We start from the raw sequence: 19,658 nt of genomic DNA, 5'->3' as shown, positions 1-19,658 counted from the left end.
TTCAGGGAACAATCCCTTGTCTGGTGGCGATAGCGAAGCGGCCACACCCGTTCCCATGCCGAACACGGAAGTTAAGCGCTTCAGCGCCGAAAGTAGTTGGGGGTCTCCCCCTGTGAGGATAGGACGTCGCCAGGCAAACGGTGGTTCTGGAGCATTCGCTCAAGGGCCGCCGCTTTTTTGTATTTTGTATCGTGACTCAAATGAAGGAGAGGAATAACAGATGGCCAAGAAAATCAAAGTATACGTCGAGCCAAACGAGACAGTCGGTGAGTGTTTAGACCGAATCGCTCAAATGGGGTATCGCCCGGTACGAAGGATTGAAAAGCCTGTCTTTGAAAAAACGGGAACCAAAGACGAACCTGTTCATTCTCATCAATCAATCTTATTTGAGTGCGTCGCTCTCAAACCATAATGCCAAACCGTCACGAATGCGTGGCGGTTTTTTTGTTTTTGTAAAAACATCGTAAAGACGAACGATAAATATTCAGACAATTAAATTGTTCGCTGTTTGTTGACATGTTTTCAAAGAACAAGGTACGATAGGCTTGTGAGTTAAGAAAATCAAATATTGCTCCATATAATCGCAAGGAAATGGCTTGCAAGTTTCTACCTGATCACCGATTCTGATCAGACTATGGGGTATAGCCGACATTTTTTTGTCATGGCCTATACCCTAAACTGTTTAATCAGTTTAGGGATTTCTTTATTTAAGGGGGACGTTGATGTGAAGGCAACAGTAGGTGTGATCATGGGAAGTTCTTCTGACTGGGAGACGATGAAGCATGCGTGCGACGCGCTAGAAGAGTTAGACATTCCATACGAAAAACAAGTCGTCTCCGCGCATCGAACGCCGGACTTGATGTTCCAATACGCCGAAGCGGCTCGGGAACGAGGGATACACGTCATCATCGCCGGTGCAGGCGGGGCGGCCCACCTTCCGGGTATGGTAGCAGCGAAGACGACGCTTCCGGTCATCGGAGTCCCGATTCAATCGAAAGCACTGAACGGACTTGATTCGTTACTGTCAATCGTTCAGATGCCAGCAGGTGTTCCTGTCGCAACGGTCGCCATCGGAAAAGCCGGAGCGACAAACGCCGGACTGTTTGCCGCTCAAATTCTCAGTCTTCAATTCCCTGAAGTCATCGATCGTCTAGAAACGTATCGTCAACAAAAACGAGACATGGCGCTGCGCGGAACGGAGGAACTCGTCTAATGAGAATCGGGATATTAGGCGGAGGACAGTTAGGGCGGATGATGTCACTCAGTGCGAGCGCAATGGGTTACGAGACGCTCAGTCTCGACCCGAACCCGACGGCTCCGGCAGCACAAGTCGCACCGAGTATCGTCGCCGGGTTCGACGACATCTCAGCGGCAAAAGAACTAGCAGGCCGTTCGGACATCGTCACGTACGAATTTGAAAATATCGACTCAGCGATGATTGAGGCGATTGCCGATAAATGTCCGCAAGGGATGGACGTGTTAACAGCGACGCAGCATCGTCTGTTCGAAAAACAGATGATCGAGGCGGCCGGATTGCATGTCGCACCTTACGTGCCGGTCCGATCGGTACGGGACGTTTACCGGGCCGAAGATTTGCTAGGACTCCCATTGGTAATCAAAACATGCCGCTTCGGTTATGACGGGAAAGGGCAAACCGTGCTCCGGACATCACAGGACGTACGCGCGTTCATAGAACAGTTCAATGAAGATGAATATGTCGCCGAGGCGTGGTTGCCATTCCGAAAAGAAATCTCGGTCATCGTGACGAGAGGCGCACATGAGACGACAACATTCCCAATCAGTGAAAACATCCATCAAAATAACATCTTACATTTATCGATCGTTCCGGCCCGGCTCGACATGGACATTCTAGAAGATGCGCGCCATTTAGCACTTCAGCTCGCTGACCATGTTGGATTGATCGGTACGCTAGCCGTCGAACTATTCGTGATGGAAGACGGCGAGCTATACGTGAATGAGCTCGCGCCACGTCCTCACAATTCAGGACACTATACGCTTGATGCATGCGAGACGTCACAGTTCGAACAACACATCCGCGCGATTACAGGCATGTCACTCGGACGGACGACACAGTACACACCGGTCGTCATGGTCAATCTGCTCGGCGAACATATGGATAAAGTGAACCCACAAACGTTACCATCGAATGTTAAACTACATCTGTATGGAAAAGAAGAAGCGAAACCCGGACGGAAAATGGGGCACTTGAACGTGCTCGGCAGTACCGTCGAGGACGCGCTTCACACCATCGAACAACTGGCAATTTGGAAGGAGACCGTTTTATGATTTCACGTTACACCCGTCCCGAGATGGCGGCGATTTGGACAGATGAGAACAAGTTTGATGCATGGCTCAAAGTAGAGCTTTATGCTTGCGAGGCGTGGAGCGAACTAGGCGTCATCCCGAAAGAGGACGTCAACGTATTATGGGACAAGGCATCATTCGATGTCGAGCGTATCCTTGAGATCGAGCAGGAGACGCGCCATGACGTCATCGCCTTCACACGGGCCGTCTCAGAGACGCTCGGAGACGAGAAGAAATGGGTCCATTACGGTCTCACGTCGACTGATGTCGTCGATACGGCGCTATCGTACTTGATCAAACAAGCGAATGACATCCTTGAAGCCGATATCGATCGCTTCATCGACATCCTCGCCGAGAAAGCGAAAGCCCACAAATATGACATCATGATGGGTCGTACACACGGAGTCCACGCAGAACCGACGACGTTCGGTTTGAAACTCGCACTCTGGTACGAAGAGATGAAGCGAAACAAGAAACGGTTCATGGCCGCACGCGAGACGATCGAGTTTGGAAAAATGAGCGGCGCCGTCGGAACGTTCGCAAACATCGACCCGTTCATCGAGTCGTATGTGTGTGACAAGTTAGGGATTCAAGCAGCCCCGATCTCGACACAGACGTTACAGCGTGACCGCCACGCCGAGTACATGTCGACGCTTGCTTTGATCGCCACATCCATCGAGAAAATGGCGACCGAGATCCGCGGCCTTCAAAAGACAGAGACACGTGAGGTCGAAGAGTTTTTCGCCAAAGGCCAAAAAGGTTCGTCGGCGATGCCGCATAAACGTAACCCGATCGGTTCGGAGAACATGACGGGACTCGCCCGCGTGATTCGCGGTCACATGGTGACGGCATATGAGAACGTCCCGCTTTGGCACGAACGCGATATCTCGCACTCGTCAGCGGAACGGATCATCCTCCCGGACGCGACCGGCCTTCTGAACTACATGCTCAACCGCTTCGGCAACATCGTGAAGAACTTGACGGTGTTCCCGGAGAACATGCGCCGCAACATGGACCGGACGTTCGGCATCATCTTCTCGCAACGCATCCTGCTCGCCTTGATCGAGAAAGGCTGGTCACGTGAAGCCGCTTATGACGCGGTCCAACCGAAAGCGATGCAAGCGTGGGAAGAAGAGACAATGTTCCGGACGTTGATCGAACAAGATGCCGAGATGGGCGCACTCTTCACGAGTGACGAGCTCGATGACTTGTTCGACCCAAGCCATCACGTACGTCGTGTCGATACAATCTTTGAACGCTGTGGTTTGTGATCGTTGAGGGGCGCTATGCCCCTCTCACTTTAAAGGGGGACGATACAGATGGAAGCAATCTACGAAGGTAAGGCGAAAGCGTTATACGAGACAGAAGAACAAGGTGTGCTCCGTGTCTACTATAAAGATGACGCGACGGCATTCAACGGAGAGAAAAAAGAATCGATCGCAGGGAAAGGCGTGTTGAACAACGCCATCACGACGCGTTTGTTCGAGCTCATGCACGACAACAAGATTCCGACCCACTTCATCAAGAAACTGTCAGACCGCGAGCAGCTCGTACGCCGCGTCGACATCATCCCGCTCGAAGTCGTCGTACGCAACGTCGCCGCAGGGAGTCTCGCTAAACGGCTCGGCTGGGAAGAAGGGACGCCGCTGTTGTCGCCGATCGTCGAGTTCTACTATAAAGATGACGCACTCGGAGATCCGCTTTTAACAGAGGACCATATCCGTTTACTGCAAGTCGCCACACACAAAGAAGTCGAAACATTGCGACAACTTGGGTTGTGGGTGAATGATGTCTTGCTCGACTTCTTCGACGGACACGGTATCGATTTGATCGACTTTAAACTTGAGTTCGGTAAACTCGATGACACGATCATACTCGCCGATGAGATTTCGCCCGACACGTGTCGCCTGTGGGATAAAGAGACGAAACAAAAGCTCGACAAAGACGTGTTCCGCAGAGACCTCGGATCACTGACAGAGACGTACGGCCAATTGTTAACACGCATAGGGGGAACTGACCAATGAAAAAAGTAAACGTGTACGTGACATTACGTGAAAGTGTACTTGACCCACAAGGCGTCGCCGTCAAAGGCGGACTCGAGCATCTCGGCTTCGCAGGCGTCGAATCGGTACGGATCGGTAAAGTCATCGAACTTCAAGTCGCAGACGAGACGACCGAGGCGATGGTCCGTGACATGTGCGAGAAATTGCTCGTCAATACGGTCATCGAGAACTATCGGATCGAGATGGGGGTACTCGCATGAGGTTCGCAGTCATCGTCTTCCCGGGATCAAACTGTGACCTCGACATGTATCATGCGGTCAAAGACGTGCTCGGGGAGGAAGCGGAATATGTATTCCACACGGAGACGTCACTTGTCGGTTTTGATGGTGTGCTGTTACCAGGCGGGTTCTCATACGGGGACTACTTGCGTTGCGGCGCGATCGCCCAGTTCTCACCGATCATGAGTGAGGTGAAGCGATTCGCTGAAGAGGGACGTCCGGTACTCGGCGTCTGCAACGGGTTCCAAGTGCTCGTCGAGGCAGGACTCCTACCAGGCGTATTGATGCGCAACCGTGATTTGAAGTTCATGTGCAAGACGGTCGAACTGAAAGTCGAGACGAACGAGACGATGTTTACGAGCGATTATGCGGTGGGCGAGACGATTCGCGTCCCAATCGCACATGGAGAAGGCAACTACTACTGTGACGAAGAAACACTTGAGACACTGCGAACGAATGGCCAGATCGCTTTCACCTACACAGACAACCCGAACGGATCGGTCGCGAACATCGCGGGCATCACGAACGCACAAGGAAACGTGCTCGGCATGATGCCGCACCCGGAACGAGCGGTCGAGGCGATGCTCGGCGGAGAAGACGGCAAACGGTTATTCACTTCGATTGTAAAATGGGGGACACGACATGTTACTTACAACTGAACCGACAGCGACGCACATCCGTGAACAAAGACTGTATGCCACAATGGGGCTCACTGACGACGAATACGCACTCGTCGTCTCGCTCTTAGGCCGTGACCCGAACTACACCGAGATCGGTTTATTCTCGGTCATGTGGTCTGAACACTGTTCGTACAAAAACTCGAAGCCAGTGCTCCGTAAATTCCCGACGACCGGAAAACACGTCCTTCAAGGACCCGGTGAAGGAGCTGGAATCGTCGATATCGGCGATGGTCAGGCGGTCGCCTTCAAAATCGAGAGCCATAACCACCCGTCGGCCATCGAGCCGTATCAAGGTGCGGCGACAGGTGTCGGCGGGATCATCCGCGACATCTTCTCGATGGGCGCACGTCCGGTCGCACTCCTCAACTCGCTCCGCTTCGGAGATTTGAACGAATCACGTGTGAAACATCTCTTCGGCCACGTCGTCTCCGGCATCGCCGGCTACGGCAACTGTGTCGGCATCCCAACGGTCGGCGGAGAAGTCGCGTTCGACCCGGCCTACGCCGGCAACCCGCTCGTCAACGCGATGTGTGTCGGTCTCATCCGCCACGAAGACATTCAAAAAGGGATCGCCGAGGGGGTCGGCAACTCGGTCATGTACGTCGGGGCGACAACGGGACGCGACGGCATTCACGGCGCCACGTTCGCCTCTGAAGAGCTCGGCGAAGACGCCGATGAGAAACGTCCGGCCGTCCAAGTCGGCGACCCGTTCATGGAGAAGTTGTTGATCGAGGCGTGTCTTGAAGTCATCAAACATCCGGCCCTCGTCGGCATTCAAGACATGGGTGCGGCCGGTCTGACGTCGTCTTCGGCTGAGATGGCATCGAAAGCGGGCATGGGTATCGAGATGAACCTCGACCTCGTCCCACAACGTGAGGCGGATATGACGCCTTACGAGATGATGTTGTCCGAGTCACAAGAACGGATGCTCCTCGTCGTCAAGGCAGGACACGAAGATGAGATCGAAGCGATCGTCACGAAGTGGGGACTTCATGCGATCAAGATCGGCGAAGTCATCGAACAGAAAGTGCTCCGTCTCGTCCATCACGGCGAAGTAGCCGCTGAAGTGCCGGTCGACGCGCTCGCGGAAGATGCGCCAGTCTACCATAAACCGTCAAAAGTTCCAGCATACTACGAGGCGTTCCAAGCGATGGCGCCGGTTCAACCGGTCGTCACAGACGTGCTCGCGACGTGGAAAGATGTCCTCGCGATGCCGACGATTGCTTCGAAACGCTGGGTGTACGAGCAATACGACCATATGGTCCAAACGTCGACCGTCGTCGCACCAGGTAGCGACGCGGCCGTCATCCGAATCCGTGACACGGACAAGTCGCTCGCGATGACGACCGACTGTAACGCGAAGTATGTCTACCTCGACCCGCGCGTCGGCGGTGCCATCGCAGTCGCTGAAGCGGCGCGCAACATCATCGCGAGCGGTGCCGAGCCACTTGCGCTCACCGATTGCCTGAACTTTGGGAGTCCGGACAAACCGGAAGGGTTCTGGCAGCTCGACCAAGCCGTCGAAGGTATGGCCGAGGCGTGTTTAGCACTCGACACACCGGTCATCGGCGGGAACGTCTCGCTTTATAACGAGTCGAACGGAACGGCGATCTACCCGACACCGGTCGTCGGCATGGTCGGTTTGATCACGAAACCGGAACATATCACGACGTCACACGCCAAGACAGCGGGAGATGTCATCTTCCTTCTCGGCGATACGAAGCCTGAATTTGGCGGCAGTGCGCTACAAATGTTGCAAGACGGAAAAGTGAGCGGACAAGCACCGACGCTCGACCTCGAGATCGAGAGCCGTCACCAGCAATCTCTGCTCACGGCAATTCGTCAAGGACTCGTCACGGCAGCTCACGACGTCTCAGAAGGTGGCTTAGCAGCGGCACTTCCTGAGCTCGTGTTCGGAACGGGGCTCGGTGCAGACGTCAGCGTCGACACGGATCTCGTGACGACACTGTTCAGCGAGTCACAGTCGCGCTTCCTCGTCACGGTCGCGCCAATTCACGCGGACACGTTCGCCAAACTGACGAACGCGACACGAATCGGTCAAGTGACCGAAGCGGCGCAACTGACGGTCCGCTCGAGCGATCGGTTAATTGAAATGGACGTCACTGAACTTGAACGTGTATGGGAAGGAGCTATTCCATGTTATATGACATCCGAGGCATGAACGAGGAGTGTGGGGTGTTCGGGGTGTTCAATCACCACGAAGCGTCACACCTCGCCTACTACGGACTGCACAGCCTGCAACACCGAGGTCAGGAAGGGACGGGCATCGTCACGGCTGACGGCGAGCGCCTGCACGCGAAACGCGGGCTCGGTCTCGTCGCCGAAGTGTTCGACGAACCGTCGCTCGATGCCCTCACGGGACATCACGCCATCGGTCACGTCCGTTATTCGACCGCGGGCGGCAACACGCTTGAGAACGTCCAACCGCTCCATTTCAAATCGCTCACCGGGGACCTTGCGATGGCGCATAACGGCAACCTCGTCAACGCCAACGAGTTGAAGCATATGCTCGAGGCGGAAGGGGCGATCTTTCAGACGACGTCTGACACGGAAGTCGTCGCCCACTTAATCAAACGGAGCCGCGGCAACTCGTTGAAAGAGCGGATCTCGGACAGCTTGGCGCGTCTCGTCGGCGCGTTCGCGTTTCTTTTCTTGACGGAAGACGCGCTCTACGTCGGCGTCGATGTCCATGGTTTGCGTCCACTCTCGCTCGGAAAGACTGAAGACGGGGCGTTCGTGTTCGCTTCAGAGACGTGCGCGTTCGACGTCGTGGGGGCGACGTACGTACGTGACGTCGAACCGGGCGAACTGTTGATGATCACGAAAGACGGGATCGTCTCAGAACGTTACAGTGAAGCAGCGGTCCGGGCGATGTGTTCAATGGAATACATCTACTTCTCGCGGCCAGACTCGATCATCGACGGGATCAACGTGCATACGGCCCGTAAGGCGATGGGGAAAAAGATGTTCAACGAGGCACCGGTCGAGGCGGATGTCGTGACCGGTGTCCCGGACTCGAGCATCTCGGCAGCCATCGGGTACGCCGAGGCGAGCGGGATCCCGTACGAGATGGGTCTCATCAAAAACCGTTACGTCGGGCGGACGTTCATCCAGCCGTCACAAGAATTGCGTGAGCGCGGCGTCAAGATGAAGCTGTCGGCGCTACGTGGGGTTGTCAACGGCAAGCGTGTCATCATGGTCGATGATTCGATCGTCCGGGGCACGACGAGCCGTCGCATCGTCAAGTTGCTGCGGGAAGCAGGGGCAACCGAGGTACATGTGCGCATCACGTCACCACCGATCAAACATCCGTGCTATTACGGTATCGATACATCATCAAAGGACGAGTTGATCGCGGCCATCAAATCGATCGAAGAGATTAAACAAGAGATCGGGGCCGACTCATTAGCGTTCCTCACATTAGACGGTACGGTCGAAGCGATCGGCCGACCGTTCGAAGGAAACTTGCGCGGGCAGTGTGCCGCTTGCTTCACCGGACTTTATCCAACTGAACTGGCGGAACTTGTGACAGAGACAAAAGCTTGAGGGGGACTGACGATGAGTTTAAGATATGAACAAGCGGGTGTGAATTTAGAGGCAGGTTATGAAGCGGTGTCACGCATGAAGCGTCACGTCGCACGGACGATGCGTCCAGAAGTGATGACCGGACTTGGCAGTTTCGGGGCGATGATCGATCTCGGCTCGATGCAATTGAAACATCCAATCCTCGTGAGCGGGACGGACGGGGTCGGCACGAAGCTAAAACTCGCGTTCGCGCTCGACCAACATGATACGATTGGAATCGATTGCGTGGCGATGTGCGTCAACGACTGTCTCGTCCACGGAGCCGAACCGCTCTACTTCTTAGACTATATCGCGACTGGAAAAGCGGAACCGGCGAAGCTCGAACGCATCGTCGCGGGTGTGGCCGAAGGCTGCGTCCAAGCAGGGTGTGCCCTCGTCGGCGGCGAGACGGCCGAGATGCCGGGCATGTATCCGGACGGGGAGTACGATATCGCCGGGTTTGCCGTCGGTGTCGTCGAGAAAGAGTTACTCATCGACGGACGGACGATCGAAGCGGGGGACATCGTTCTAGGGTTAGCTTCGTCAGGTGTCCATTCGAACGGTTTCTCGCTCGTCCGTCACATCGTCGAGGCGCAAGGGCTCGAGTACACGGATGAAATCGCGATGCTCGATACGACGCTCGGGAACGCCTTATTGCTACCGACCCGCATCTATTCGGAAGCGGCGAAAGCGGCCATTTCGACCGGACTCGTCCAAGGGATGGCCCACATCACTGGTGGCGGTTTCTATGAGAACGTGCCGCGCATGCTGCCTGAAGGTCTTGGTGTCACGTTTGACGCATCAAGCTGGCCGAGCCTGCCGGTATTCGACTGGCTCGAACAAGTCGGCCACGTGTCGAAGCAAGAGATGTTCAACGTGTTCAATATGGGCATCGGCTTCATGATTACGGTACGTCCCGAAGACGTCGACACGGTACAAGCCGCGCTCGAACGGATCGGCGAGACGTCGCATCGGATCGGCAAAGTCGAAGCGAAACCAGGCGTCCGGATTATGGGGGTCGACCAGTGAAGCGGTTCGCTATCTTCGCCTCTGGATCTGGGAGCAACGCCGAAGCGATTTGGGAAGCGATTGAGCGCGGCGAGCTGAGCGGACAGTGTATGCTCCTCGTCACGGATAAGCCTGAGGCGAAAGTGCTCGAGCGGGCAGACCGTCATCATATCCAGACGTTCTCGTTCGAGCCGAAGGCGTATGCGTCGAAGTCAGAGTTTGAGTGGGAGCTGCTCGTTCTGTTAGAAGCGCTACACGTCGACTATATCGTCTTGGCGGGTTATATGCGTTTAATCGGGGATGTGCTGCTCGCGGCGTATCCGGGTCGGATCATCAATATCCATCCGTCGCTCTTGCCGGCCTTCCCAGGAAAAGATGCAATCGGTCAAGCGCTTGCCGCGAACGTGTCGACGAGCGGTGTCACCGTCCATTACGTCGACGCCGGGATGGACACGGGTCCAATCATCGCGCAACAAGAAGTCGACATCGCGGGATGTGACCGTATCGAGGCGGGCCACCGGATTCAAGCGATCGAACACCAACTCTATCCACGCGTATTACAACAAGTGTTGAACCAACAGGAGGTTTTCAAGTGAGAGCATTACTGAGTGTGTCAGATAAAACAGGTATCGTCGAACTCGCGCGCGTCTTGCACGAAGCGGGCATCGAACTCATCTCGACAGGTGGGACGGAAGCGGCACTCGTCGCGGCCGGACTGCCCGTGAAAAATATTTCGGAAGTGACATCGTTCCCCGAGATGCTCGACGGACGTGTCAAGACGCTGCATCCGCTCGTCCATGGCGGTCTGCTCGGACGCCGTGATTTAGATTCACACGTCGAACAGATGAAACATCACCACATTGAGCCGATCGACTACGTCGTCGTCAACTTGTATCCGTTCAAAGAGACGATCGCAAAAGAGAACGCGACGTATGAAGAGGCGATTGAAAACATCGATATCGGCGGCCCGAGCATGCTCCGTTCAGCCGCGAAAAACCATGCCAGCGTGACGGTCGTCGTCGACCCGGCCGACTACGGCAACGTTGCCGCAGAGATTCAGAATGGCGGTACGTCGTTTGAGACGCGGCAACGACTCGCTTTGAGGGCGTTCCGTCATACGGCGGCGTACGACGCCTTGATTGCCGACTATTTAGGTCAGCAAATCGGCGAAACGTTCCCAGAACAGCTGACGGTCACGTACGAAAAAGTCCAAGACCTTCGTTACGGGGAGAACCCGCACCAACAGGCGGCGTTCTATAAGACTCCGCTCTATGACGGCATGACGCTCGCCAACGCGGTGCAACTCCACGGCAAAGAACTCTCGTACAACAACATCCAAGATACGAACGCGGCGCTCGAGGCGCTCAGCGAGTTGACGGAACCGGCAGCGGTCGTCGTCAAACATATGAATCCATGCGGCGTCGCTGTCGGTCGGACGATCAGCCAAGCGTTCGCTCGCGCCCATGCGGCCGACCCGATCTCGATTTTCGGCGGTATCGTCGCCCTCAATCGTGAAGTCGACCTCGAGACGGCAGAAGCGCTCCGCAACATCTTCTTAGAGATCGTCATTGCCCCATCCTTTAGTGAGGCAGCACTTGACCGATTGAAAGAGAAAAAGAATTTACGTCTATTGACGCTTGAGATGGGGCAGATGACAGGCATGCGTCTGACGGCAGTCGCGGGCGGTCTCCTCGTCCAAGACGGCGACGACATGATACTCGACGATGCTTCGTGCCAAATCGTGACCGACCGTCGTCCGACGGCGGCCGAATGGGAAGACTTGAAGCTCGCGTGGCGTGTCGTCAAACACGTGAAATCAAACGCAATCGTCGTAGCGAAAGACGAGACGACGATCGGCATCGGTGCCGGACAGATGAACCGAGTCGGTGCGGCGAAAATCGCTTTCGAACAGGCAGGGGACCGTGCAGTCGGTGCCGCGCTTGGCAGCGACGCGTTCTTCCCGATGGGCGATACGGTCGAAGCTGCAGCTGCAGCCGGCATTACGGCCATCATCCAGCCAGGTGGTTCGATTCGGGACGACGAGTCGATTGAAGCGGCGAACCGTCACGGCATTACGATGGTGTTCACTTCAGTCCGACATTTCAAACATTGAGAGGAGCAAGAGGATGAACGTACTCGTCATTGGCCGCGGCGGCCGTGAACACGCGCTCGCGTGGAAGTTGAGACAAGACGGGCATGACGTATTCGTCGCCCCGGGTAACTTGAACATGGACGGTGTGACGTGTGTGCCGATTGAAGAGACGGACGTCACCGCACTCGTCCGCTTCGCAGAGACCGAAGACATCGATTGGACGATCGTCGGGCCTGAGTCAGCGCTCATGGCGGGTGTCGTCGATGCGTTCAACGCGAGCGGACGACGCATCTTTGGACCGACGAAAGCAGCGGCGTTGCTAGAAGGTAGCAAAGCGTTCGCTAAAGAAATCATGCGTGAAGCGAACATCCCTACAGCAGATTATGAGACGTTCACGGAAGCGGAAGCGGCGCTCGCTTATATTGAGTCAATCGGGGCACCGCTCGTCGTCAAAGCGGACGGTCTCGCAGCCGGTAAAGGGGTCACGGTCGCCTTATCGCTTGATGAGGCACGTGCGGCGATTCATGATATCTTCACGACCGACAAGTTCGGTGACCAGTCACGCGTCGTCATCGAAGAATTTTTGGACGGGGAAGAGTTTTCACTCATGGCGTTCGTCTCTGGTGAACACGTCATCCCGATGATCACGTCGCAAGACCATAAGCGCGCATTCGACGGGGACAAAGGACCGAACACGGGCGGGATGGGGGCGTATAGCCCGATGCCGCATTTAGAGGAAGCCGTTTACGTTGAGTCGGTGGAACGTGTGCTCGTCCCGCTCGCGCGGGAGATGGTGGAGCGGGGGACACCGTTCGAAGGATTCTTATATGCGGGTCTGATTCTGACGGAAAACGGACCGAAAGTGATCGAGTTCAACGCCCGGTTCGGTGACCCGGAAACGGAAGTCATCCTCCCGAACTTGGCGTCGCCGCTCCTTGACGTCATCGAGGCGGTCGTCGCTAAACGACCGTATGCGATTGAATGGCTTGACGGGTATACGATCGGTGTCGTCGTCGCAGCCGCCGGTTATCCGGAACGAGCGACGACGGGGCAAGTGCTCTCAGATTTTGAGCGCTTACCGAAAGACGTGCTCGTGTTTCATGCGGGGACGACGCGTGACGGTAGTCACATCATCGGGAACGGTGGGCGACTGTTCGTCATCACGTCGACGAAACCGACCTTGCTTGAAGCGAAGACGGCTGTTTACGCGGGACTAGAAATGCTCGATTTACCGCAGACATTCTATCGTCGAGACATCGGCGGACGGGCGCTTGCGCGGATTTTTTAAAGGATGGGTCAACCCATCCTTTTTTTCATGCGAAAAAAAGGGAATACCGGCTTCCTGCTCTACAATGGTGAAGTAGATTGAAGGAAGAAGGTGGTCGACGTGCGCATTCGGACGAAGCTGATGATTGCGGTTGCCGTGAATATACTTGTGTTTGTCAGTGTCATCTTTTTTGTGATTCGTCCCTACTTTATCGAGAAAAGCATGGAGCAAGACCGTCAAACGGTCGAGAGTCAAATTGCGAGTGTGACCGAGACGCTCGCGAATCGAAAAAGTACGCTTGAACGGACGCTCGTCGACTGGGCGGTTTGGAACGACACGTATGCGTTCATTCAAAATCAGAACGATTCTTACATAGCGAGCAATATAAGTGAGGAGTCGCTCGAAAACTTGAGTGTGCAAGCGATTGTGTACTTGAACCGTGAAGGTGAGGTCCACTATTCGACATTCCGTCAAGAAGACGCCCCGTTGTCTAAAGCGGATCGGCAAACGATCATCTCAGATATTACGAATCGGTTGAGCCCGGGCCTAGAAAAACAAGACGGTGTATATGACAGCGACTATGGACCGATCCTATACGCCAGTCACCCGATCTTACGGAGTGACACGAGCGGACCGGTTCAAGGGACGCTCGTCATGCTTGAATTTGTTGACGCGGATTTTTTGGCAGACTTAAGCGCCCAAACGAAAATTCCGCTGACGATGCAGCCTGTCCAACATAGTGAGACGAAGATGACGCTCAAAAATGATGGGACCGAGGTCGTCGTGCCACTCGATACCGTCTTTCAAACGGCAGACTTTGAAGTCGGCTTTATCGTCGAACCGACCCATTACCAGAACACGATCTCGATGCTGAGGCTCGGGATGTTGTCGTTGCTTGCTTTAGCGTTAGGTCTGTTCTTGTCGCTTCTATGGACGATTCATCATGTCGTGATTCGGCGAGTGATGGAAATCGTCGATGAGTTGAAACACATCACGGTCGAGCGCGATAGCCGGCTCCGTCTGCGTCGAGATCAACATAGCCGAGACGAGATCGAACAGATGGCGACGAGCATGAACGAAGTGCTCTCGGCACTCGAAGATACGCGGGCAGAAGTGCTCGATCGCGCGTTTCGCGATGCGTTGACGTTGCTGCCGAACCGGCTCGCCCTCGAAGACTATTTTTCGACCGTGAGGGGGGGCCATGAACGGATCGGTGTGATCGGTTTGGACTTAGACGACTTCCGACGTATCAACGACCAGTTCGGTCACCGTACCGGTGATGCCGTCTTGATTTATATCGCGTCGCGTCTGAATTTCTATAAAGAAGCCGGATTTGCGGCCCGGCTCGGTGCGGATGAGTTCATTTTCTTGCACCCGGATTGGACACTCGAAGAATTGAAGCCGATTGCGCGACGACTGACGAAAGATTTGAAAAACTGGTCCGACGTGAACGGTGTCAAAGGAATGACGGCGACAATCGGTCTCGATGTATTCGCCTGTCGCGAGTCGCATCATACGTACGAAGTCATGATGGGACGTCTCGACGTCGTCATCCATGAGGCCAAACTGTCTGGGAAAAATCGGATCCTGTCGTTCCAAGACATCGAGGATGGAAGTCACTATCTCCAGACGCTCGAGATGGAGCGTGACTTACGCTACGCGCTTGAACATGATGAGTTCGAGCTATACTACCAGCCGATCGTGTCCCCGCGCCCGTTCGCTGTCCGCGGGGTCGAGGCGCTCATTCGCTGGAACCATCCGGGTAAAGGACAAATTTCACCTGGGCTGTTTATCCCGATTGCGGAGCAACTGGGACTCATCTCGGATATCGGGCGCTGGGTACTCAGGCAGTCCATGTTGGAGATGAAAGAGCACGCAGCCCGCCATCACTTGTTCTTGTCGATCAACGTCTCGAAGCGTCAAATTGCGGACGGTTCGTTCCTTCAGGAGTTAGAGGATGTGTTGCACGAAACAGGGTTTGACCCGCTCCTGCTCCATGTCGAGATTACGGAAAGCGAGGTCGGGGGTAACTTGTATGAGCTGCAACAGTTCATCCGTTCGCTCAAAGCGATCGGCGTCAAGATCTCACTCGACGACTTCGGTGTCGGCACATCGTCGCTGTCGTTCTTGCAATCGCTGCAACTCGACATCATCAAGATCGATCAAAACTTCGTCAAAGGGATTCCTGAGAACACGTTCGACCGGGCCCTCCTTGAAGGACTTTACCAGACGTTCCATACGCTCGGGCTCGACATCGTAACCGAAGGGGTCGAACGTCCGGAACAGCTCGCGTTCGTGCTCGAGCATAGCGGTTCATTGATTCAAGGCTACCATTACAGCAAGCCGGTTCCGCTCGCGCAACTGGAGCATTATTTGAAGAAAACGGCAACGATGTACGATTGGTGAAGGCGCCTCTGTGAAGAGGCGTCTTTATTATGTGAATTTCGTGTGAATTCCGTTACAATTGGCAACATAGCTTGCAGGTGTTTCATAGAAAAGGTAAACTTGAAACAAATGAAAGAAAACGCTTACAATATTATTTTTTGATACTATTGAAGCGATTAAGGGAGGACTGGGTTCGATGCCTTTAAAACGATCGGCGCGGGCACCGTGGTCAAAAGCGATGATTCGCTCACAACTTGAAGTCGTGGATCAATTGCGACCACCTTCGCTCGTATTGACAAACGCCACATACTTAAACGTGTACGTGAAACAGTGGAAACAGGCCAACATATGGATTGAAAACGACCGCATCGTTTACGTCGGACCAGACGTGCCGGATTCGGCCGTCGAGACGGTCGACATGACCGGGAAATATATCGTACCAGGTTACATCGAGCCGCACGCGCATCCGTTCCAACTTTATAATCCGGCGACGCTGTCGAAGTATGCAGGCGAGCGGGGTACGACGACGCTCGTGAACGATAACATGCTTCTTTTTTTACAAGACAAGGAGCAAGCGTTTGCGCAACTCGAGGCGATTCAACAGCTCCCGACGAGCACGTATTGGTGGGCTCGGCTCGACACGCAAACCGAGCTCGACCGCGACAGCGTCCTCGTCGACTCGGAGCGCGTCCACGCGTGGTTCAATCATCCTGACGTCGTCATGGCCGGAGAATTGACGGCTTGGCCGCGTACGTTAAAAGGTGACGATGAGATGCTCCAATGGATGCTCGACGCGGAGACGTGCGGTCTCCCGGTCGAAGGACATTTCCCAGGCGCGTCCGCGAAGACGTTGACGAAGATGGCGTTGATGGGTGTTCACAGCGACCATGAGGCGATGACGGCGAACGAGGCGTTATGCCGACTCGAACATGGTTATACGACGACGCTCCGTCATTCGTCGATCCGTCCCGATTTGCCGGGCATGATTCGCGGGTTATTGGGCGCAGGTCTCGAAGCGTACGACCACTTGATGGTGACGACGGACGGTTCGACCCCTGGGTTTTATCAAGACGGCCTTCAGGACGCGCTCGTGAAGATTATGATCGAGGCGGGTCTGCCTGCCATCGAGGCGTATCGGATCGTGTCGCTCAACGTGGCGCGGCATTTCGGACTCGATCACGTCCTCGGCTCGATTGCGCCGGGACGGATCGCCCACCTGAACATCCTCGATGCGATCGATGAGCCGCGTCCGTCGGCCGTCATCGCTAAAGGCCAATGGATCTACCGGGACGGGGCCTCGTTCTTCCCGAACGAACTCATCGAGGCGGCGCTCGCGCTCATGCCGGCGACCGACGTCACGATCGACTTGACGCCAAACGATTTATCGTTCAGCATGCCGGTCGGACTCGATATGGTCAACTCGGTCATCATGAAGCTGTTTAAAATCACACACGACACCGGTCAAGACGAACTGCCGCGCGACTGCGACGAATCGTTCTTGATGCTGTTAGATAAAGAAGGGAAATGGCGGCTCAATACGGTACTGAAAGGGTTCGCCAACGATTTTGGCGGTCTTGTCAGCTCGTATTCGATCAGCGGCGACTACTTGATCCTCGGTAAGTGTAAACAAGATATGTTGATGGCGTTCGAACGGATGAGAGAGCTCGGCGGCGGAATCGTCCTCGTCGACAGAGGGGAAATCATCGCGGAGATCCCGTTACCGCTTTGTGGGATGACTTCGACAGAGCCGCTCGAGCAATTGATTGTCCAAGAACAACGGTTGCGTGCCGAGCTGATCGCCCGAGGCTATCACTTCGAGGACCCGATCTATACGTTGCTGTTCCTGGCGTCGACCCACTTGCCATACGTCCGGGCGACACCGCTCGGTATATACGAAGTTATGAAAAAACAAATACTATTTCCGGCGATTTTACGATGAACAGTTGAGTCCGAGCCGGTCGTGCTTTAGAATGATAAAGAAGTACGATGAGAGAGGATGCTTGCGGATGCAACTCGATAAATTACGAGGACGAGAGCTCGATCAGCTTTTTGAAGCGATTTTGAAGCTCGACACACTCGAAGACTGTTATCAACTATTCGAAGATTTAGCGACCGTCAACGAAGTGCAGGCGTTGTCCCAACGGTTAGAAGTGGCACGCCAAATTCGTGAAGGCAGCACGTATCATAAAATTGAAGAAGCGACAGGTGCTTCGACGGCCACGATTTCCCGCGTCAAGCGTTGCTTGAATTACGGGTCAGGCGGCTATGATCTTGCCCTTGAACGTCTACAACAATCAGAAGGTGACTCGTAAGAGTCATCTTGTTTTTGATGGAGAGGAGGGGCGAGATGCAAGATAAGTTCATGAAGCGAAATTTACAGCTATTTTTCCGGAAATTGACGCCAGTCCAGACGCTCGTTTTAATTTATAGCGCGGCGGTCGTCCTTTCCGTGGTTTTATTGGCTCTGCCGATCGCAAGACAACCTGGTGTCACCATCACGTTCACCGATCTCGTCTTCTTCGCGGTCAGTTGCGTCAGTGTCACCGGACTCACCCCGATCGTCGTGACCGATACGTTCTCGACGTTTGGACTGTTCATCATTTTATTCATCGTTCAAGTGAGTGGGGTCGGTTTGATCAGTCTCCACGTCATCATGTGGATCTTGCTCGGGAAACGAATCGGATTCCGCGAGCGCCAGTTGATTTTGCGCGACCAGAACCAGACGTCGATGTCTGGCATCGTCAAATACATCGCGGAAATCGTCATTACCGTTATCGCGATTGAAGCGGTAGGGGCGATCCTGCTCGGGGTCCATTACTTAAACTACTTTGACACGGCCGGAGAGGCGTTCCTGCAAGGCTTATTCGGTTCGATCAGTGCGACGACGAACGCCGGGTTCGATATTACCGGCAGCTCGCTCGCACCGTTCCGTGAAGACCCGTTCGTCATCTTCACGCAAATCGTGCTCATGACCGGCGGCGCGATCGGCTTCCCAGTGCTCGTCGAGATCCGGACGTACTTGACGAACCGGATCAGTCGGAAGAGTGAGAACTTCCCGCGTCGTTTTTCTTTGTTCACAAAGTTGACGGTATCAACGTTCTTCAGTTTGATCGCCGTAGGTACGGTCGGTCTGTTCTTGTTCGAATACAATAACGCGTTCAAAGATTTACCGCTTTGGCTCGCGCTTTCCGATTCGTTGTTTCAGTCCGTGACGACGCGAAACGGAGGGCTGTCGACGGTTGACGTCAACTTGTTCTCCGAAGGCAGTATGCTGCTCTTATCCATCTTGATGTTCATCGGGGCCTCGCCGTCTTCTGTCGGCGGGGGGATTCGGACGACGACGTTCGCCGTCGCCGTGCTCGGAGTCATCGCGTTCATTCGCGGGGACTCATCGATCAAGGTGTTCGGACGTGAGATCGTGCTCGAAGATATTTGGAAAGCGTTCGTGATCATCACGGTATCGCTTGCTGTATTACTGACCGGAGTGTTGATTCTCACGTTCTTTGAGGACGCATCGCTTACGCGCATTTTGTTTGAGGCGTGTTCGGCGTTCGGGACGACCGGGCTTTCGGTCGGGCTCTCGTCGGAGTTTAGCAATGTCGGCAAATGGGTGCTCACCATTCTCATGTTCATCGGTCGGATCGGTGTCATCGCCTTCATCTTGCTCTTGCAACGGAGACAGCCGAAGCGAATGTACAACTATCCGAAAGAATCGATTATCTTAGGTTAAGGAGATTGTGACATGAAGGCATTTTGGATCAATTTCGGTTACGTGTTCGCTGTTCCGGTGTTGCCGTTTATCGCCGTTGTGAACGGGACGGCGCTTTGTTCGCCGGATTCACCGCTACTCGATATCCCCGTGCTTGGCTTTTTCTTGGCCAACCCGCTCTGGTTCGTCCCGGTCTATGGTTTGTTCGCGCTCCTCGTCGCCAAATGGTTGACGGAGCGCGAGCGTAGCCGGACCGCACGTACATGACTTGCTTCGGCAAGTCTTTTTTTTGTCCAACAGATGCAACCTGTCCTAAAAATCGCTAC

Annotated in this window: 18 protein-coding genes, 1 rRNA gene and 1 riboswitch; all 19 genes read left to right on the top strand. The window is 54.6% G+C overall.

From position 1 onward, the window contains the following. The first annotated feature begins 19 nt into the window (after window positions 1-19). The 19 genes from rrf to EVJ29_RS11090 all read left to right on the top strand — a co-directional run bounded on the left by rrf (window position 20) and on the right by EVJ29_RS11090 (window position 19,599). Window positions 20-135: ribosomal RNA gene (rrf, locus tag EVJ29_RS11180) — 5S ribosomal RNA — on the top strand. Between the two features lie 85 nt (window positions 136-220). Beyond that, window positions 221-412 carry an NETI motif-containing protein gene (locus tag EVJ29_RS11175; protein ID WP_034809046.1) on the top strand — a complete coding sequence of 64 codons (192 nt, stop codon included), beginning with the start codon at window positions 221-223 and terminating at the stop codon, window positions 410-412. A gap of 141 nt (window positions 413-553) precedes the next feature. After that, window positions 554-655, top strand: a riboswitch (purine riboswitch). A 69-nt stretch (window positions 656-724) separates the two neighbouring features. After that, window positions 725-1,213, top strand: coding sequence for a 5-(carboxyamino)imidazole ribonucleotide mutase (gene purE, locus EVJ29_RS11170; protein ID WP_131441206.1), 489 nt, complete (start codon window positions 725-727; stop codon window positions 1,211-1,213). After that, on the top strand, window positions 1,213-2,307 hold the full coding sequence (gene purK, locus EVJ29_RS11165; RefSeq protein ID WP_070328799.1) for a 5-(carboxyamino)imidazole ribonucleotide synthase: 1,095 nt from the start codon (window positions 1,213-1,215) through the stop codon (window positions 2,305-2,307). Before purE ends, purK begins: the two co-directional genes overlap by 1 nt. After that, window positions 2,304-3,596, top strand: a complete 1,293-nt coding sequence (purB, locus tag EVJ29_RS11160) for an adenylosuccinate lyase (RefSeq protein ID WP_070328800.1) — start codon at window positions 2,304-2,306, stop codon at window positions 3,594-3,596. The genes purK and purB overlap by 4 nt, the downstream gene beginning before the upstream one ends. Window positions 3,597-3,644: 48 nt before the next feature. Next, the gene (gene purC / locus EVJ29_RS11155; RefSeq protein WP_131465790.1) at window positions 3,645-4,349 is read left to right on the top strand and encodes a phosphoribosylaminoimidazolesuccinocarboxamide synthase; all 705 of its coding nucleotides are present in this window, start codon (window positions 3,645-3,647) and stop codon (window positions 4,347-4,349) included. Then, on the top strand, window positions 4,346-4,588 hold the full coding sequence (gene purS, locus EVJ29_RS11150; protein ID WP_016509255.1) for a phosphoribosylformylglycinamidine synthase subunit PurS: 243 nt from the start codon (window positions 4,346-4,348) through the stop codon (window positions 4,586-4,588). The genes purC and purS overlap by 4 nt, the downstream gene beginning before the upstream one ends. Further along, window positions 4,585-5,265 carry a phosphoribosylformylglycinamidine synthase subunit PurQ gene (gene purQ / locus EVJ29_RS11145; protein ID WP_131490672.1) on the top strand — a complete coding sequence of 227 codons (681 nt, stop codon included), beginning with the start codon at window positions 4,585-4,587 and terminating at the stop codon, window positions 5,263-5,265. Before purS ends, purQ begins: the two co-directional genes overlap by 4 nt. Next, window positions 5,249-7,468: a phosphoribosylformylglycinamidine synthase subunit PurL gene (gene purL, locus EVJ29_RS11140; RefSeq protein ID WP_131490671.1), complete on the top strand. Its 2,220-nt coding sequence runs from the start codon at window positions 5,249-5,251 to the stop codon at window positions 7,466-7,468. The genes purQ and purL overlap by 17 nt, the downstream gene beginning before the upstream one ends. Beyond that, on the top strand, window positions 7,444-8,853 hold the full coding sequence (gene purF, locus EVJ29_RS11135; RefSeq protein ID WP_131444204.1) for an amidophosphoribosyltransferase: 1,410 nt from the start codon (window positions 7,444-7,446) through the stop codon (window positions 8,851-8,853). The genes purL and purF overlap by 25 nt, the downstream gene beginning before the upstream one ends. A 12-nt stretch (window positions 8,854-8,865) precedes the next feature. Beyond that, entirely contained in the window at window positions 8,866-9,900 is a 1,035-nt protein-coding gene (purM, locus tag EVJ29_RS11130) for a phosphoribosylformylglycinamidine cyclo-ligase (RefSeq protein WP_070328805.1), read from the top strand. Beyond that, on the top strand, window positions 9,897-10,475 hold the full coding sequence (purN, locus tag EVJ29_RS11125; RefSeq protein WP_131490670.1) for a phosphoribosylglycinamide formyltransferase: 579 nt from the start codon (window positions 9,897-9,899) through the stop codon (window positions 10,473-10,475). The genes purM and purN overlap by 4 nt, the downstream gene beginning before the upstream one ends. Next, complete coding sequence (gene purH / locus EVJ29_RS11120; RefSeq protein WP_131465786.1) at window positions 10,472-11,992, top strand: bifunctional phosphoribosylaminoimidazolecarboxamide formyltransferase/IMP cyclohydrolase; 1,521 nt, start codon at window positions 10,472-10,474, stop codon at window positions 11,990-11,992. Before purN ends, purH begins: the two co-directional genes overlap by 4 nt. A gap of 13 nt (window positions 11,993-12,005) precedes the next feature. Next, window positions 12,006-13,259, top strand: a complete 1,254-nt coding sequence (purD, locus tag EVJ29_RS11115; RefSeq protein ID WP_131490669.1) for a phosphoribosylamine--glycine ligase — start codon at window positions 12,006-12,008, stop codon at window positions 13,257-13,259. A gap of 99 nt (window positions 13,260-13,358) precedes the next feature. Further along, window positions 13,359-15,644, top strand: coding sequence for a bifunctional diguanylate cyclase/phosphodiesterase (locus EVJ29_RS11110; protein ID WP_236633523.1), 2,286 nt, complete (start codon window positions 13,359-13,361; stop codon window positions 15,642-15,644). A gap of 175 nt (window positions 15,645-15,819) precedes the next feature. After that, complete coding sequence (locus tag EVJ29_RS11105) at window positions 15,820-17,562, top strand: adenine deaminase C-terminal domain-containing protein (protein WP_131505116.1); 1,743 nt, start codon at window positions 15,820-15,822, stop codon at window positions 17,560-17,562. 67 nt (window positions 17,563-17,629) lie between these two features. Next, window positions 17,630-17,935: a YerC/YecD family TrpR-related protein gene (locus EVJ29_RS11100; protein WP_016509246.1), complete on the top strand. Its 306-nt coding sequence runs from the start codon at window positions 17,630-17,632 to the stop codon at window positions 17,933-17,935. Between the two features lie 35 nt (window positions 17,936-17,970). Then, complete coding sequence (locus EVJ29_RS11095; RefSeq protein WP_083274110.1) at window positions 17,971-19,353, top strand: TrkH family potassium uptake protein; 1,383 nt, start codon at window positions 17,971-17,973, stop codon at window positions 19,351-19,353. Between the two features lie 12 nt (window positions 19,354-19,365). Beyond that, window positions 19,366-19,599 carry a hypothetical protein gene (locus EVJ29_RS11090; RefSeq protein ID WP_016509263.1) on the top strand — a complete coding sequence of 78 codons (234 nt, stop codon included), beginning with the start codon at window positions 19,366-19,368 and terminating at the stop codon, window positions 19,597-19,599. Window positions 19,600-19,658 lie beyond the last annotated feature (59 nt).

It is taken from the genome of Exiguobacterium sp. SH4S7, from assembly GCF_004336795.1.
In the GTDB taxonomy this organism is placed as follows: domain Bacteria; phylum Bacillota; class Bacilli; order Exiguobacteriales; family Exiguobacteriaceae; genus Exiguobacterium; species Exiguobacterium aurantiacum_A.
This window is presented reverse-complemented; position numbering and strand designations above follow the sequence as displayed.